General features: G+C 75.2%; 14 protein-coding genes. 6 read left to right on the top strand and 8 right to left on the bottom strand.

The annotated features are described in order from the left end of the window. Positions 1-16: 16 nt before the first annotated feature. Entirely contained in the window at positions 17-532 is a 516-nt protein-coding gene (locus KPF22_RS16300; RefSeq protein WP_224402571.1) for a DUF664 domain-containing protein, read from the bottom strand. A 53-nt stretch (positions 533-585) separates the two neighbouring features. Between KPF22_RS16300 and KPF22_RS16295 the strand changes: the two genes are divergently transcribed. After that, positions 586-2,889, top strand: coding sequence for a molybdopterin-dependent oxidoreductase (locus KPF22_RS16295; RefSeq protein WP_224402570.1), 2,304 nt, complete (start codon positions 586-588; stop codon positions 2,887-2,889). On the opposite strand, the gene KPF22_RS16290 is transcribed toward KPF22_RS16295, so the two are convergent. From KPF22_RS16290 to KPF22_RS16270, 5 genes are all read right to left on the bottom strand, one after another. After that, on the bottom strand, positions 2,870-4,267 hold the full coding sequence (locus KPF22_RS16290) for a sugar porter family MFS transporter (protein ID WP_224402569.1): 1,398 nt from the start codon (positions 4,265-4,267) through the stop codon (positions 2,870-2,872). The two genes, KPF22_RS16295 and KPF22_RS16290, sit on opposite strands and share 20 nt — an antisense overlap. 44 nt (positions 4,268-4,311) lie before the next feature. Further along, the gene (locus KPF22_RS16285) at positions 4,312-4,794 is read right to left on the bottom strand and encodes a DUF4188 domain-containing protein (protein ID WP_208825442.1); all 483 of its coding nucleotides are present in this window, start codon (positions 4,792-4,794) and stop codon (positions 4,312-4,314) included. Between the two features lie 63 nt (positions 4,795-4,857). Continuing rightward, the gene (locus KPF22_RS16280) at positions 4,858-6,042 is read right to left on the bottom strand and encodes a CaiB/BaiF CoA-transferase family protein (RefSeq protein ID WP_224402568.1); all 1,185 of its coding nucleotides are present in this window, start codon (positions 6,040-6,042) and stop codon (positions 4,858-4,860) included. A gap of 206 nt (positions 6,043-6,248) precedes the next feature. Continuing rightward, positions 6,249-6,896: a hypothetical protein gene (locus KPF22_RS16275; RefSeq protein ID WP_224402567.1), complete on the bottom strand. Its 648-nt coding sequence runs from the start codon at positions 6,894-6,896 to the stop codon at positions 6,249-6,251. 54 nt (positions 6,897-6,950) lie between these two features. Beyond that, positions 6,951-7,310 (bottom strand): YchJ family metal-binding protein, encoded by a 360-nt coding sequence (locus KPF22_RS16270; RefSeq protein WP_224402566.1) that lies wholly within the window; start codon positions 7,308-7,310, stop codon positions 6,951-6,953. Positions 7,311-7,439: 129 nt separating this feature from the next. Between KPF22_RS16270 and cobT the strand changes: the two genes are divergently transcribed. The 4 genes from cobT (at position 7,440) to KPF22_RS16245 (ending at position 11,927) form a co-directional block, all read left to right on the top strand. Further along, positions 7,440-9,158, top strand: coding sequence for a nicotinate-nucleotide--dimethylbenzimidazole phosphoribosyltransferase (gene cobT, locus KPF22_RS33185; protein WP_308010411.1), 1,719 nt, complete (start codon positions 7,440-7,442; stop codon positions 9,156-9,158). After that, the gene (cbiE, locus tag KPF22_RS16255; RefSeq protein ID WP_224402565.1) at positions 9,151-10,362 is read left to right on the top strand and encodes a precorrin-6y C5,15-methyltransferase (decarboxylating) subunit CbiE; all 1,212 of its coding nucleotides are present in this window, start codon (positions 9,151-9,153) and stop codon (positions 10,360-10,362) included. The genes cobT and cbiE overlap by 8 nt, the downstream gene beginning before the upstream one ends. Positions 10,363-10,372: 10 nt before the next feature. Continuing rightward, positions 10,373-11,116, top strand: coding sequence for a precorrin-4 C(11)-methyltransferase (cobM, locus tag KPF22_RS16250; RefSeq protein WP_208825452.1), 744 nt, complete (start codon positions 10,373-10,375; stop codon positions 11,114-11,116). A 133-nt stretch (positions 11,117-11,249) separates the two neighbouring features. Beyond that, positions 11,250-11,927: a cutinase family protein gene (locus KPF22_RS16245; RefSeq protein ID WP_208825454.1), complete on the top strand. Its 678-nt coding sequence runs from the start codon at positions 11,250-11,252 to the stop codon at positions 11,925-11,927. 6 nt (positions 11,928-11,933) lie between these two features. On the opposite strand, the gene zwf is transcribed toward KPF22_RS16245, so the two are convergent. Together zwf and galK are read right to left on the bottom strand one after the other, a co-directional pair. Further along, entirely contained in the window at positions 11,934-13,430 is a 1,497-nt protein-coding gene (zwf, locus tag KPF22_RS16240) for a glucose-6-phosphate dehydrogenase (RefSeq protein ID WP_224402564.1), read from the bottom strand. Between the two features lie 139 nt (positions 13,431-13,569). After that, positions 13,570-14,706, bottom strand: a complete 1,137-nt coding sequence (gene galK / locus KPF22_RS16235) for a galactokinase (protein WP_224402563.1) — start codon at positions 14,704-14,706, stop codon at positions 13,570-13,572. Between the two features lie 132 nt (positions 14,707-14,838). Here galK and KPF22_RS16230 point away from each other — a divergent pair, with 132 nt between their 5' ends. After that, positions 14,839-15,576: a GNAT family N-acetyltransferase gene (locus KPF22_RS16230; protein WP_224402562.1), complete on the top strand. Its 738-nt coding sequence runs from the start codon at positions 14,839-14,841 to the stop codon at positions 15,574-15,576. The last annotated feature ends 1 nt before the right edge of the window (position 15,577 follow it).

Genomic DNA, 15,577 nt, shown 5'->3' with positions numbered 1-15,577 from the left:
TAGGTGGCGGGCGGGATCACACTCCGAGCAGCCCGCGCAGGTAGGCCGCCTGGCCGGCGTGCTGGAGGTCGTCACCGACCACGCTGACCAGGCGTTCCCCGAGGGTCACGTTCTCCCCCCAGGTGGGCGGCAGGACGCGGGACAGGTCGTCGTCCGCGAGACCCGCGAGGTGCCCGACGGTGCGCTCGTGCACCGCCGCGCCGTAGCCGGCCAGCAGGTCCGCGGTCGTGCGCACGACGTCGACCTGCGACGACGTGTGCCCGAACCCGGTGTCGGCGACGTCGAGGTCCAGGCCGAAGCGCTGCGCCCAGCCCTCGCCGGTCCAGACCTGGTCGGACCCGAACGCCTCGGCGACGTGGTCGTCCTGCACCCGCAGCAGGTGCCACACCAGCCAGCCGATCGGGTTGCCGGGGCCGTCCGCACCCTCCGGGCGGCGGGCGAGGTCGGCCTCGGACAGGCCGTCCACCACCTCGCGCACGAGCTCGTCGATCCGGCTGACGTGGTCGGTCAGCAGTTCCGCGGTCGTCGTCATGGGGCGGGCTTTCCCGTATGCGGGCCCCCGCATGCGGGTTACGGTGGTCGGCGGTGACCGAGAACGTGAGGACCCACAGCGCGCACTGGGGCGTGTTCCACGCCCGCTGGGACGGCAGCAGGCTGCGGGTCCGCCCGCACCCGGGCGACCCGGACCCGTCCCCGGTGCTGGACAACATCCCCGCGGCCGTCGGGCACGCCGCCCGGGTCGCCGCGCCCGCGGTGCGCCGCGGCTGGTGGGACCGCGGCCCGGGCCGTGACCCCGGTCGTGGGCGCGACGGCTACCGCACCGTGTCCTGGGAGGCCGTGCTCGACCGGCTCGCGGAGGAGACCCACCGGGTCCGCTCCACCCACGGCGACGAGGCCGTCTACGGCGGCTCCTACGGCTGGGCGTCGGCCGGGCGCTTCCACCACGCCCAGGGCCAGCTGCACCGGTTCCTCGCGCTGACCGGGGGCTACACCCGCTCGGTCAACACCTACTCCGGGGGCGCCGCCGAGGTGGTGCTGCCGCACGTGCTGGGCACCTTCGACGCGGTGACCCGCTACGCGGTGACCTGGGACCAGGTCGCGGCGCACACCGACACCGTCGTCGCGTTCGGCGGGATGGCGCTGAAGAACTCCGCGATCGCCGCGGGCGGGGTCAGCCGGCACGTCGAGCGCGGGGCCATGCGCGCCGCCCGCGACCGTGGCGCGGTGTTCGTGCTGGTCAGCCCGCTGCGTCCGGATCTGCCGGAGGAGGTCGACGCCACCTGGCTGCCGATCCGGCCCGGCACCGACGTCGCGCTGATGCTGGCGCTCATGCACACCGTCGTGGAGGCGGGCCGGGCCGACACCGACTTCCTCGCCTCGCACTGCGACGGCTGGGACCGGCTGCGCGAGTACCTGTTCGCCGCCCCGGCGCGCGACGCCGGATGGGCCGAGGGCGTCACCGGCATCCCCGCGGCGACGATCCGCGAGCTGGCCTGGCGGATCGCGCACGGCCGCACCCTGGTGACCGTCGCGCAGTCGCTGCAGCGCGCCGAGCACGGCGAGCAGCCGGTCTGGGGCGGGACGGCGCTCGCCGCGGTGCTCGGCCAGATCGGCCTGCCCGGCGGCGGCTTCAACTACGGCCTCGGGTCGCTCGGGCACTACGGGCGCCCGCGCAACGCGGTGCCGGTGCCCACGTTCTCCCGGGCGCCGAACCCGGTGACCTCGTTCATCCCGGTCGCGCGGGTCGCGGACATGCTGCTGCACCCGGGGCAGACCTACTCCTACCAGGGCGTCGGGCACACCTACCCGCACGTGCGGATGGCGTGGTGGGCCGGTGGCAACCCGTTCCACCACCATCAGGACCTGCGCCGGATGCGGCGCGCGGTCGCCGAGCTGGACACGTTCGTCGTCCACGACCCGATGTGGACGGCCACCGCGCGGCACGCCGACGTCGTGCTGCCGTCCACGACGACCCTCGAACGCGACGACATCGGCGCCACCAGCTCCGACCCGCTCGTCGTCGCGATGAAGCAGCTGGTGCCCCGGCACGGCGAGGCCCGCGACGACTACGACGTGCTCGCCGACCTGGCCGTGCGGCTCGGGCACGGCGAGGCCTTCACCGAGGGCCGGACGTCGCACGAGTGGCTGGTCCACATGTACGACCGCACCCGCAAGGGACTGGCGGACCGCGGGCTCGACGCGCCGTCGTTCGAGGAGTTCTGGGAGCGCGGCGAGCTGGAGCTGCCCCAGCGCCCCGACGACGGCGGGGTGCTGGCCCGCTTCCGCGCAGACCCCGCCCGGCACCCGCTGCCGACGGCGTCCGGCCGCGTCCAGGTCGGGTCCGGCCCGATCGCCGCGCTCGGGCTGCCCGACCACCCCGGTCACCCGGCGTGGATCGAGCCGACCGAGGTCCCCGACGACCGGCACCCGTTCTGGCTGGTCTCCAACCAGCCGGCGACCCGGCTGCACTCCCAGCTCGACTTCGGCGCCCACTCGGCCGGGTCGAAACGGTCCGGGCGCGAGGTCGTGCGCATCCACCCCGACGACGCCGCCCGGCTCGGCATCGGCGACGGCGACGTCGTCCGCCTCCACAACGACCGGGGCGCCTGCCTGGCCGCGGCGCGGGTCACCGACGACATCCGGCCCGGCGTGCTCCAGCTGCCGACCGGGGCGTGGTGGGACCCGCGCCCCGACCCGGACCGTCCCGAGCTCGGCGACGACGGCCTCTGCGTGCACGGCAACCCGAACGCCGTGACCCGCGACCGGGGGACGTCGGGCTTCGCGCAGGGGTGCAGCGGTCAGCTGTGCGCGGTCGCGGTGGAGCCGTACCGCCACGAGGCCCCGGAGGTCACCGCGCACACCCCGCCGGTCACACCGGCTTCGCCGTGACCGGCTGGGCCAGGTCCCGCTCGATCTCCTCCAGGCTGCGGCCCTTCGTCTCGGGCAGCAGCCGGGTCGCGTAGACGTAGGCGGCCGCCGTCGTCACCGCGAAGAACAGGAAGTTCCAGCCCGCGCCGAACGCCTCGAGCAGCGACGGGAACAGCAGCGCGACGGTCATGTTGAACAGCCAGTTGAACGTCACACAGAACGCGACCGCGCCGGCGCGGACCCGCAGCGGGAACAGCTCCGGCAGCAGCACCCACTGCACCGGGCCCCAGGAGATCGAGAACGAGGCGATGTAGACGACGATCCCGGCCAGCGTCAGCCCGAGCAGCAGCGGTCCCTGCTCCAGCCCGACCAGGTTGGTGACGGCCAGGACGATCATCGCCAGGCACATGCCGACCGCGCCCCAGCGCAGCAACGGGCGTCGCCCGGCGCGGTCGATCAGCCACATCCCGGGCAGCGTCATCAGCATGTTCACCGCGCCGATGCCCACGTTGGCGCCGATCGCGCCGGTCGCCCCGAAGCCGACGTCGGTGAGCAGGGTCGGCGCGTAGTAGATGATCGTGTTGATGCCGACGAAGTTCTGGAAGAAGACCAGCAGCATCCCGATGAGGGTCAGCCGCCGCAGCCGCGGGGAGAACAACGTCCCGATCGCGACCTTCTCGGTGTTCTCCCGCTCGAAGCGCACGCTCTCCCGGATCTCCGACAGCTCGGCCTCGGCCGCCTCCGGGGTGCCGCGCAGCCGCTCCAGGACGACCCGCGCGTCCGCCTCGCCGCCGTCGGGCTTCTGCGCGACCAGCCAGCGGGGGCTCTCCGGCTGGGTGTAGATGCCGATGGCGAGGACGACCGCGGGGATCACGCCGAGACCGATCATCCAGCGCCAGTCCCGGGACCCGGCGAAGGCGAAGTCGGTGACGTAGGCCAGGAAGATCCCGACGGTCACCAGCAGCTGCATCAGCGACGTCAGCCGCCCGCGGATGCGGGCCGGGGCCAGCTCGGACAGGTACATCGGCACGACCACCGACACGATGCCGACGCCGACGCCCATCACGAACCGGAACCCGACGAGCATCGCGACGTTCACCCCGAGAGCGGCGCCCAGCGTGCCGATGACGAACACGATCCCGCCGAGCAGGATCAGCAGCCGCCGGCCGAGGGTGTCGGCGAGCGTGCCGGAGACGCCCGCCCCGAGCATCGCGCCGACCAGCAGCCCGGACACCACGGTGCCCTGTTCCAGCGACGACAGCGGGATGTCGTCGGGGATGAACAGGATCGCCCCGGAGATGACGCCCGTGTCGTACCCCCACAGGATCCCGCCGAGTGCCCCGAAGAACCAGATCGCCCACTGCGACGGCCGCTTCGCCGTCTGCGCCCCCGAACTCATCGGCCGATCCTCCGGTGGGCCGTTACGGCCCGCAACACGAGACGTCAGGCGGCGTGTCGTGACGCGTCGAGCCGGCGGCGGCCGCCGTCGGTGACGGCGTCGATCTCCCGCACGCCCAGTGCCTTCGCCAGCCCCGACGGCGGCATGTCGCCGTAGATCGTCTCGAACTGCCCGGCCACGAAGGTCTCGTGCCAGATCCCGACGGCGCCGGGGTAGCGGCGGGCGCGGCGGTTGAACGCGGCCCAGGCCGGACGGTGCGTCGCCGCGGTGTCGCTCGCGTAGGCGTAGAGGGACTCGCGGTCGCGCCAGTACTGCACGAGGAACGGCCCGCCGGGGCCGATCCCCGAGCGGGTCCCGAGCAGCCCGTGGGCGGGGTCGCGCTCCAGTTCGCGCAGCATCCCGGACATCGCGCTCACCACCGGCAGCCAGGCCCGGACCTTCCAGGGCCGGTTGAAGCGCATGCCGATGAGGAACACGACGACCGGCCCGTCGGCCGGTTCGTTGGTCGTGCGGGTGTACGGCGCCATCGGTCCACTCCCTCGTCACGGTGCTGTGTGGATACCGAGACTATCCGGCGATGGCGAGTGGCGCTATCCGTTCTGGTCGAGCCAGGCACGGACCTCGGCGGAGTCGGCGCCCAGTGGCGGGGGAGAGCGGCGGTAGGACGGTGGGGTGGCCGACCAGGTGACCGGGTTGCGGACGGTCGGGACCGCGGCGGCGTCGTCGGCCCGGACGACCGGGTCGAGGCCGAGCTCCTCGGCGAGGGCGACACCGCCGTCGACGGTGTTGATCGGGCCGCAGGGCACGCCGGCGGCGGTGATCGCGTCGTACCACTCCTGGGCGGTGCGGGTGGCGAGGCGGGCGCGCAGCCGCTGCTCGATCTCCTCCCGGTGGCCGATCCGGTCGGACATGGTCGCGAAGCGCGGGTCCTCGGCCATGGCCGGGTCGCCGAGGACGGTCGCGAGCTTGCGGAACTGGCCGTCGTTGCCGGCGATGACGATGAGGTCGCCGTCCGCGGTGGGCATCGGCTGGTACGGGAAGACGCTGGGGTGGGCGTTGCCCATCCGGCGGCCGACCGCGCCCGCGGCGACGTAGGCCTCCGTCTGGTTGACCAGGGTGGACATCGCGACCGACAGCAGGTTGGTCTCCAGCAGCTGGCCCTGCCCGGTCCGCTCGCGGTGCCGCAGCGCCGCGCCGACCGCGAGTGCGGCGTGGAGCCCGGTGAGGACGTCGAACACCGCGACCCCCGCGCGGAACGGCGGCCCGTCGACGTCGCCGGTCAGGCTCATCAGCCCGGACACCGCCTGGACGAGCAGGTCGTAGCCGGCCAGGTGGGCGCCGCCGCGGGCGCCGAACCCGGTGATCGAGCAGTACACGACCCCGGGGTTGCCGGCCGAGACGCTGTCGTGGTCCAGCCCGAACCGCGCCGCGCCGCCCGGCCGGAAGTTCTCGACGACGACGTCGGCCCGTCGCGCCAGCTCGCGTGCCGCCGCGAGGTCGCCCGGGTCGGTCAGGTCGAGCACCACGGACCGCTTGTTCCGGTTGATCGACAGGTAGTAGGTGGAGATGTCGCCCTGCTCGGGGTCGCTGAGCATCGGCGGCTTCCAGGTGCGGGTGTCGTCGCCGCCCGGGCCCTCGACCTTGATCACCGTCGCGCCGAGGTCGGCCAGCATCATCGTGGCGTAGGGCCCGGCGAGGACGCGGGAGAAGTCGGCGACCAGAACGCCGTCCAGCGGTCCGCCGGTGGGGTCGTCGCCGAGCGGGGAATGATCCACGTCCCGGCACGCTAGCCGCGTCGCCGCACCGGCGACAGTCGCGACGCGGCTCACGGTGGGTCGGGTGCGAGGTAGGTGTGTCCGGTGGGACTGGTGGTCGTGACCCCGTCCGGGCCACGGGCCACGTGCCAGCCGGGTTGTTCGCGGACGTGGTCGGTGCAGTCGCCGCAGTGGTGAGGCCGTTCGCCGACCTCGGGGGCCGGGCCTCAGTTCCGAGCGGCGTCGCGGGCCACCGCATCGGCGAGCCGCGCTGCCACGGCCGAGGCACCGACCGGCTCGGCCTGGGCGTTCACGACCGTCACGTCGTCGCGTCCCGACGTGTAGTGGCGCCCCGTCCAGCGCACCCCATCCGGTGTCCGCAGCTCCCGGACGTTGCCGGTGCCGTAGGTGTCGACGAGCCTCTTCAACCCGATCGCGTCGGCCGTCTCTGGCATCTCGACCGCGGCGACGGCGACCACCACCCGGGCGCCGCCCTCCCGCACCTCGAAGGACGCCCGGCCGACCCCGACACACGGGGTCCCGGCGAAGAAGTCGCGCACGCGTCCATAGGACACGGATGCGCAGTCGGTCCGGACGTCGCCGTCGAGCCGGCGGACCTCCCGCCCCGCGCGGGACAGCCGTCGTGCCGTGCCGTCCTGGCTCCGGTTCTTCGCCCGGACGCTTCGCGGGGCTGATGCGCCGGACCCTGACGAACCGGCCGCGGCCGTCGAACCCGACCCGGCGACCCCGCCGGCCGCGCCGCTGCCCAGGCCTCCGCCGGACACGGCGAGCCACAGGGCCAACAGCAACGCGCCGACGCCCGTGCTCGCCTTCACGAACCGCCCGTCCGGGCCGCGCTCCTTGTGCCGTGCCAACCGTCCCCCACCCGTCGGTCCACGCGGAGTCGTCGCGGGGGGACGGGGCGTTACCTACTCCACGTCCCCGTCGACGTAGAACCACCGCCCGTCCTCCCGGACGAACCGGCTGCGCTCGGCCAGCACCCCGTCCGTCCGATGGGCCCGGAACTCGACGGTCCCGTCGGCGGAGAACATCGTCCCGCCCGAGCGCGCCACGATCTCCAGCCCCGTCCACACCGACCCCGGCTCCAGCCGCAACCGTCGCGGCCGTGTCGACGGGTGCCACGACGCCAGCAGGTACGCACGGTCGCCCCGCACGAAGGCGGTGTAGCGGCTGCGCATCAGCGCCTCCGCCGTGGCGGCGGGGCGCCCGGCGAGCACGGGGGCGCAGCAGGTGTCCTCGGGGCGGCCGGTACCGCAGGGGCAGAGCACGGTCGTCGAGCATGCACCATCCGGCACGTGTGAGGTGCCCGACCGACCCGGAGGGACAGTTGACCACCTCTACGGACGTGTGGTCGTCTCATCCGTCGCCGTGCCGTGTACCGCAGGAGGAATGCCGACGTGACGGACTTCTACGACGTCCTGCACTCCCGCCGCGACGTCCGCACCGGCTTCCGGCCCGACCCGGTCGACGACGAGGTCCTCACCCGCGTCCTGCAGGCCGCGCACGCCGCCCCGAGCGTCGGGTTCTCCCAGCCCTGGGACTTCGTCCTGGTCCGCGACGCGGGCGTCCGCGAGCGCGTGCACGCCCTCGTCTCCGCCCAGCGCGACCGTTACGCCGCGTCACTGCCCGCCGCCCGCGCCGAGGCGCTGCGCGCGATCCGGGTGGAGGCGATCCGCGAGACCCCGCTGAACGTCGTCGTGACCGCCGACGCCACCCGCGGCGGCCGGCACACCCTCGGCCGCCACGAACGCCCCGAGATGGGCCCCTACTCCGCCGCGCTCGCGGTGCAGAACCTGTGGCTGGCCGCCCGCGCCGAGGGCCTCGGGGTCGGCTGGGTGTCGTTCTTCGGCGACGACGGCCTCACCGAGCTCGGCGCGCTGCTCGGGCTGCCCGCGCACGTCGAGGTCGTCGCCTACCTGTGTGTCGGCCACGTCGACGCCTTCCCCGACCGGCCCGAGCTGGAGCAGCACGGCTGGGCCCGGCGGCGCCCGCTGGACTGGGCGGTGCACCAGGACACCTGGGGCGCCCGCGGGCTGCCCGGCGCCACGCCCACCGCCCTGCTGGAGTCCACGGTGGACGCCGTCGCTCCGGTCGACGGGGTCGCCCGGGCCGCGGCCCGCGACCGGCTCGACCGGATGACCAAGCCGCGCGGCGCGCTCGGCCGGGTGGAGGACGTGGCCGTCGCGCTCGCCGGGATCGCCGGGGCCGAGGTGCCGCCGGTGCCGTCCCCGGCCGCCGTCGCGATCTTCGCCGGCGACCACGGCGTGCACGCCCAGGGCGTCACCCCGTGGCCGCAGGAGGTCACCGCACAGATGGTCGCGAACTTCACCGCGGGCGGTGCGGTGGTGAACGCGTTCGCCCGCCAGCTCGGAGCGGAGGTCCTCGTCGTCGACGTCGGGGTGGCCGCCGAGCTCGACCCGGTGCCCGGCCTGCTGCCCCGCAAGGTCGCCCGCGGCACCGCCGACATGACCGCCGGCCCGGCCATGACCCGCGAGCAGGCCCGCGCCGCGCTCGAGCACGGTGTCGAGGTCGCCCGCGACCTGGTCGCCGCCGGGAACCGCTGCCTGCTCACCGGGGACATGGGCATCGCCAACACCACCGCCGCGGCCGCGCTGGTGTGCGCGTTCACCGGCGCCGAGCCGGCCGTCGCGACCGGGCGCGGCACCGGCGTCGACGACGAGACCCTGGCCCGCAAGACCGACGTCGTGCGCCGCGCCCTGGAGCTGCACCGGCCCGACCCGGCCGACCCGCTCGGGGTGCTCGCCGCCGTCGGCGGGCTGGAGCACGCGGGGCTGGCCGGGTTCGTCCTGGGCGCCGCCGCGCTGCGCGTCCCGGTGGTGCTCGACGGCGTCATCGCCGGCTCCGCCGCCCTGGTCGCCGCCGCGTTCGCCCCGGACGTCGTCGGCTACTGCCTGGGCGGGCACCGCTCCGCCGAGCCGGGCGGCGCGCTCGCCCTGGACCACCTCGGCCTCGCGCCGCTGCTGGAGCTCGACATGCGCCTCGGCGAGGGCACCGGCGCGCTGCTCGCGCTGCCGGTGCTGCAGGGCGCGGCGCGGGCGATGGCCGACGTCGCCACCTTCGACGCCGCCGGGGTCACGGACAAGACCGGTGGGTGACCCGCTCACCGTCGTCGGGGTCGGCGCCGACGGCTGGGCCGGGCTGCCGGAGACCCACCGCGACGCGCTGCGCGACGCCGAGGTGCTGCTCGGCGGGCCCCGCCAGCTCGACCTGCTGCCCGCCGACGTGGCGGGGGAGCGGCGGGCGTGGCCGTCGCCGTTGGTCCCGGCGTTGCCGGGGATCCTCGACTCCCTCGCCGACCGGCGCGTCGCGGTGCTCGCCTCCGGCGACCCGATGTTCTTCGGGATCGGCGCCACGCTGGCCCGCGTCGCCGGGCCGGACCGGCTGCGGGTGCTGACCCACCCGTCGTCGGTGGCGCTGGCCTGCGCCCGACTGGGCTGGGGCTCGGAGCACGTGGCGGTGCTGAGCGTCGTCGGCCGCCCGCTCGACGCGCTGCGCCGGGCGCTGGCCCCGGGCGCCCGGCTGGTCGTGCTCTCGGCCGGAGCCGGGTCACCCGCCGAGATCGCCGGGCTGCTCGACGGCGCCGGATGGGGCGGCTCGCGGATGACGGTGCTGGAGCGGCTCGGCGCGCCCGACGAGCGCCGGGTGTCCGCCACCGCCGCGGCCTGGCGGGGCGACGCGGACGCGCTGAACGTCGTCGCGATCGAGTGCGTCCCCGACGCCGGGCTCGTCCCGCCGGGGGAGACGCCCGGCCTGCCCGACGACAGCTACGACCACGACGGTCAGCTCACCAAGCGCGAGGTCCGCGCCGTCACCCTCGCCCACCTCGCGCCGCGCGCGGGGGAGCTGCTGTGGGACATCGGCGCCGGGTCCGGGTCGATCGGCATCGAGTGGATGCGGGCGCACCCGCGGTGCCGCGCGATCGCCGTCGAGACCCGCCCCGAGCGCGCCGACCGGGTCGCCGCCAACGCCGCGGCGCTCGGTGTCCCCGGCCTGCGGGTGGTGACCGGTCCCGCGCCGGACGTACTGGCCGGGCTGGAACGGCCCGACGTCGTGTTCGTCGGCGGCGGGCTGACCCGCGAGGGTGTCCTCGACGCCTGCCTGGCCGCGCTGGGCCCGGGCGGTCGCCTGGTCGCCAACGCGGTCACCGTCCAGACCGAGGCGGCCCTGGCCGCCGCCCACGCCGCCCACGGAGGGGACCTCGTACGGGTGCAGGTCGCCCGCGCCGTCCCGGTCGGCGGCTTCCACGGATGGCGCCCCGCCATGCCCGTGACCCTGTGGAGCTGGAGGAACGTGCTGTGAGGACCGAGCTGTGACGGTGCACTTCATCGGGGCCGGACCCGGTGCGGTCGACCTGCTGACGCTGCGGGCCCGCGACCTCATCGCGGCCGCGCCGGTCTGTCTCTACGCGGGCAGCCTGGTACCGCCGGAGATGCTGGAGATCTGCCCGCCCGGCGCCCGCACCGTCGACACCGCGCTGATGACGCTCGACGAGATCACGGGCGAGATGGTGCGCGCGCACCGGCACGGGCTCGACGTCGCCCGCCTCGCCTCGGGGGACCCGTCGGTGTTCTCGGCGATGGCCGAGCAGATGCGCCGCCTGGAGGCCGAGGGCGTGCCCTACGACGTGTGCCCCGGCGTCCCCGCCTACGCAGCGGCGGCCGCGGCGCTGGGCCGCGAGCTCACCGTCCCCACGGTCGCCCAGACCGTCACCCTCACCCGGATCGCCGCGCGCGCGACCCCGATGCCGGAGAACGAGGGACTCGACAAGCTGGGCGCCGCCGGCGGCACCGTGGTGCTGCACCTGGCCGTGCACCGGATCGCCGAGGTCGTCGACGCCCTGGCCCCCTCCTACGGCGGCGACTGCCCGGCCGCGGTGGTGGCACACGCGTCGCGTGCGCACGAGATCGTGCTGCGGGGGACCCTGGAGCAGATGCCCAAGGCCGTCGACGAGGCCGGGATCCAGCGTACCGCCGTGATCATCGTCGGGGAGGCGCTGGCGGCCCGGCACTTCCCGGACTCCCACCTCTACAGCTCGGACCGCTGCCGGAGCTGAGGCCCGACCGTTCGTCCCCCGCTCGCCGCGCGCAGCCGGGATCTCGCCGCGCAAAGATCATCCGATGCGTCTGCGCATGGCCCACTTGACACGCCCGATCGGTGGATCGGATCCGTGTGGGAAGGGGAGAGGCGTGCACATCAGGAGTGTCGTCACCGGGATCGCGGCCGCGGTCGGGATCGCGCTGGCCGGTGTCGTCGCCGCGCCCACGGCGGCCGCTGCGCCCGCCCCGCCGACCGGGTGCCCGCAGATCGAGACGATCGGGGTCCGCGGCAGCACCGAGGCCCAGGGCGGCGGGAGCATCGCGGGTCCGCAGGCCTCGTCGATCCAGTCGCGGTCGGCACAGACCGTCCGGACCCACGACCTGGTCTACCCGGCGTCGCTGGGCAACTACGCGAGCAGCGTGCGCCAGGGGGTCTCCGCGCTGCGCAGCAGGCTGGCGGCGACCTCCGCGCAGTGCCCCTCCACCCGGTTCGTGCTGATCGGGTACTCGCAGGGCGCCCAGGTCGTCGGGGACACCCTGGCCGGCGGGGGCGTGCCCGGAGCCGACCGCATCCCGGCGGTGGTGCTGTTCGGCGACCCGACCTTCAACGGCCGTGAGAGCTACAACACCGGCAGCTACTCCGCGGCCCGCAACGGCGTGTTCCCGCGCTCGCGCGGCGCGCTGTCGGCCTACGCGTCGTCGATCCGCTCCTACTGCAACGCCACCGACAACTTCTGCCAGAACGGGGCGAGCGGCGCCGGCCACTACCGCTACGCGAGCGACCGCACCGCCGCCACCACGTTCGCCCTGGGGCGGATCGGGGGCTGACCCGGCTCAGTAGTCCTCGTGCCAGGCCCGGCCGTCGCGCTCGATCAGCGCGGTGGCCGAGGCCGGGCCGTGGCTGCCCGCGGTGTAGGGGCGGGGCCGCTGGTCGGTGGCCTCCCAGGTCCGCAGGATCGGCTCGGCCCAGCGCCACGCGGCCTCGATCTCGTCGCGGCGCATGAACAGTGTCGGGTTGCCGCGCAGCACGTCCATGAGCAGCCGCTCGTAGGCGTCGGGCAGCCGGTCGCCGAAGGTACGGGCGAAGCTGAGGTCCAGCGGTGCCGGGATCGGGCGGATCCCGCCGGGGCCGGGCTGCTTGGCCGTCATGTGCAGGCGGACGCCCTCGTCGGGCTGCAGCCGCAGGACGAGCCGGTTGGCCGGGATCTCCTCGCCGAACGCCGGGAAGATCGAGTGCGGGACCGGCTTGAACTGCACCACGATCTCCGACGCGTGCGTCGCCAGTCGCTTGCCGGTGCGCAGGTAGAACGGCACACCGGCCCAGCGCCAGTTGGCGACCTCGGCGCGCAGCGCCACGAAGGTCTCGGTGGAGGACCGCTCCCGTTCGCGTGGGGTCCCGGCGCGGGACTCGGCCAGCTCGGTGGCGTAGCCGGGCACGGCGGTGCCGTCGACGAGGCCCTCGGCGTACTGCCCACGCACGGTGTCGCGCACGACGTCGGGGCCGTCGAGCGGCCGCAGCGACTGCAGGACCTTGAGCTTCTCGTCGCGCACGCCCTCGCCGTCGATCTTGGCCGGCGGCTCCATCGCGACCAGGCACAGCAGCTGCAGCAGGTGGTTCTGCACCATGTCGCGCAGCGCGCCGGAGCCGTCGTAGTAGTCGGCGCGGTTCCCGACGCCGATCGACTCGGCGACGGTGATCTGCACGTGGTCGATCTGCGAGGCGTTCCACAGCGGCTCGAACAGGGAGTTCCCGAAGCGCAGGACCAGCAGGTTCTGCACCGTCTCCTTCCCGAGGTAGTGGTCGATCCGGTAGATCTGCTCCTCGGCGAAGACCGAGCCGACCTCGTCGTTGATCGCCTGCGCCGAGGCCAGGTCGGTGCCCAGCGGCTTCTCCAGCACGACGCGGGTGCGGTCGTCGACGATGCCGGCGGCCGCGCTGCCGACGCAGATCCGCCCGAACAGCTGCGGGGCGGAGGCGAGGTAGAGCACCCGGGTGCGCCCCGGGGAGGGCGCCCCGATCAGCCCCGACAGCAGCGACCAGTCGTCGTCGGCGACGTCGAGGGTCACGTGGTGCAGCCGGTCCAGGAAGCGGTGGTGCTGCGCGTCGTCGGCGCAGGCGTCGGGGCCGGCCCAGCGCGGCGCGGTGCGCCGCAGCTCGGAGTCGACCTTGTCGCGGTAGCCGGGGTCGTCGAGCCCGGATCGGGACACGGCGACGATGCGGGTGTCGTCGGCGAGCTGGCCGTCGCGGTCGCGGAGGTAGAGCGCGGGCAGCAGCTTGCGCATCGCGAGATCGCCGGTGCCGCCGAACACGACGACGTCGGCGGGGTCCATGACGGGAAGGGGGTGCGGCACGAGCCGTCTCCTCGGTAAGCGAACGGGTGCGGGTCGAGCGGTGCCAGGGCCCGCGTGACGGGGCACTTCCGTACTGTACCGATTCGGTTCCGCTCGCGAAAGGCGGAAGGGACGGCGGTCAGGCCAGCCGGCCCGCCCCGTCCGACGGCGTGCCCGGGAACACGACCGGCTCGGCCCAGCCGCGCTGTGCGAAGGCCTCCCGCACCGATGCGGTGACCGCGGCCGCCCCGTCGGCCTCGACCAGCGCGATCACGCAGCCGCCGAAGCCGCCGCCGGTCATCCGCGCGCCGGTCGCGCCGCCGTCGCGGGCCGCCTCGACGGCCACGTCGACGTGTGGGACGGTGATCTCGAAGTCGTCACGCATCGAGGTGTGCGAGGCGTCGAGCAGCGGCCCGATCGCCCGCGGGTCCGCGCCGCCCGACAGCAGCCGCACGGTCTCGACGACCCGGGCGTTCTCGGTCACGATGTGCCGGGCCCGGCGCCGGATCCGCTCGTCGGCGATCCGGGGCAGGTCGTCCGGGCCCGCGTCCCGCAGGGCCGGGACGCCGAGGGCGGCGGCCGCGGCCTCGCAGTCGGCGCGCCGGGCGCCGTACTCGCCCGAGGCGTGTGCGTGCGGCGCCCGGGTGTCGACGACCAGCAGCTCCAGGTCGTGCGCCGGCAGGTCGAAGGGGACCAGCTCGACGGTGTCGCCGCGGGTGTCGAGGAACACCAGCCGGCCGGTGCGCCCGTGCATCGAGGCCATCTGGTCCATGCCACCGGTGGGGGCGCCGACGAACTCGTTCTCCGCGCGCCGCGCGATCCGGGCCAGCGTGGTCGGGTCGACGTCGGCCCCGGCGAGCCCGGCGAGCGCGACGCCGACCGCGCACTCCACCGCCGCCGACGACGACAGCCCGGCCCCGACCGGCACGTCGGAGTCCAGCTCCAGCTCCACCTCGCCCACCGGGTAGCCGGCCTCGCGGAACGCCCAGCAGGTCCCGGCCACGTAGGCCGCCCAGCCGGGCACCTCGCCGGGCACCACCGAGGCCGCGGAGAACTCCACCGGGGCGCCCGGCTCCTGCACCGACCGGACCCGGCTGCGGCCCCCGGCCGCGGGTGCCGCGGCGACGACGGCCCGGTGCGGCAGCGCGAAGGGCAGCACGAAGCCGTCGTTGTAGTCGGTGTGCTCGCCGATCAGGTTGACCCGCCCGGGGGCGAACCAGACCCCGGTCGGGGCCGCCCCGTGACGGGTGGTGAAGGCGTCGGCGACGGTGGACATGGCAGCTCCGGACGTACTGGTGCGTGGTCGGTGGCGTGGTCGGGACGGATCCCGCGGCGGGTGGCCGGGGGCGCGGGCACGGTAGCCGACCCCTGCGCCGGGTGGCCGGGGCGCCGGGGCACGATGACGGCCGTGCCCGACACCGCCGCCCGCCTCGACACCGCCCTGACCGACCCGGTGGCCTCCGCCCTGCGCGGGCGGCTGGCCGACTTCGGCGCGACCCGTGGTGCCGCGGTGCGCTTCGACCCGGAGGTGTCGCCGTTCGCGGCGCTCCCGCTCGACGCCGACGGGCACGGCAGCGCCGGGGACTGGGCCGACCTCGCGGCGCTCTGCGCGCCGGGCAGCGAGGTCGTGGTGGTGCGGGCCGCCGCCGGACCGCCGCGGATCCCGGCGGGCTGGGAGCTGCTGCGCGCGTTCCCCGGGGTGCAGATGGACGGCGTCGCGGTGCCGGGCGCGGCCGCGGACGACCTCGTCGAGCTGGGGCCGTCGGACCGTGCGGAGATGGCGGAGCTGACCGGTCGTACCCGGCCCGGGCCCTGGCTGGCGCGCACCGCCGAGCTGGGCCGCTACCTCGGCGTCCGCCACGACGGCCGGCTGGTCGCGATGGCGGGGGAGCGCATGCGCATCGGCGGCGACGGCGCCGCCGGGGCGACCGAGATCAGCGCTGTCTGCACCGCGCCGGAGTTCCGGGGCCGGGGGTTGGCCCGCCGCCTGGTCGACGCCGTCGCCGCCGGGATCGTCGCCCGCGGCGAGCGCCCGGTGCTGCATGCGGCCGCGGACAACCGCGGCGCGATCCGGCTCTACGAGGCGATGGGGTTCACGCTGTCGCGCACGATGCGGTTCGACCTGCTCCGCGCGCCGCACCGCTGAG

This window comes from Pseudonocardia sp. ICBG1034 (assembly GCF_020131375.1).
Lineage (GTDB): Bacteria > Actinomycetota > Actinomycetes > Mycobacteriales > Pseudonocardiaceae > Pseudonocardia > Pseudonocardia alni.
Note: the sequence above shows the minus strand (reverse complement) of the source record. Positions and strands in the feature narration are given on the sequence as shown.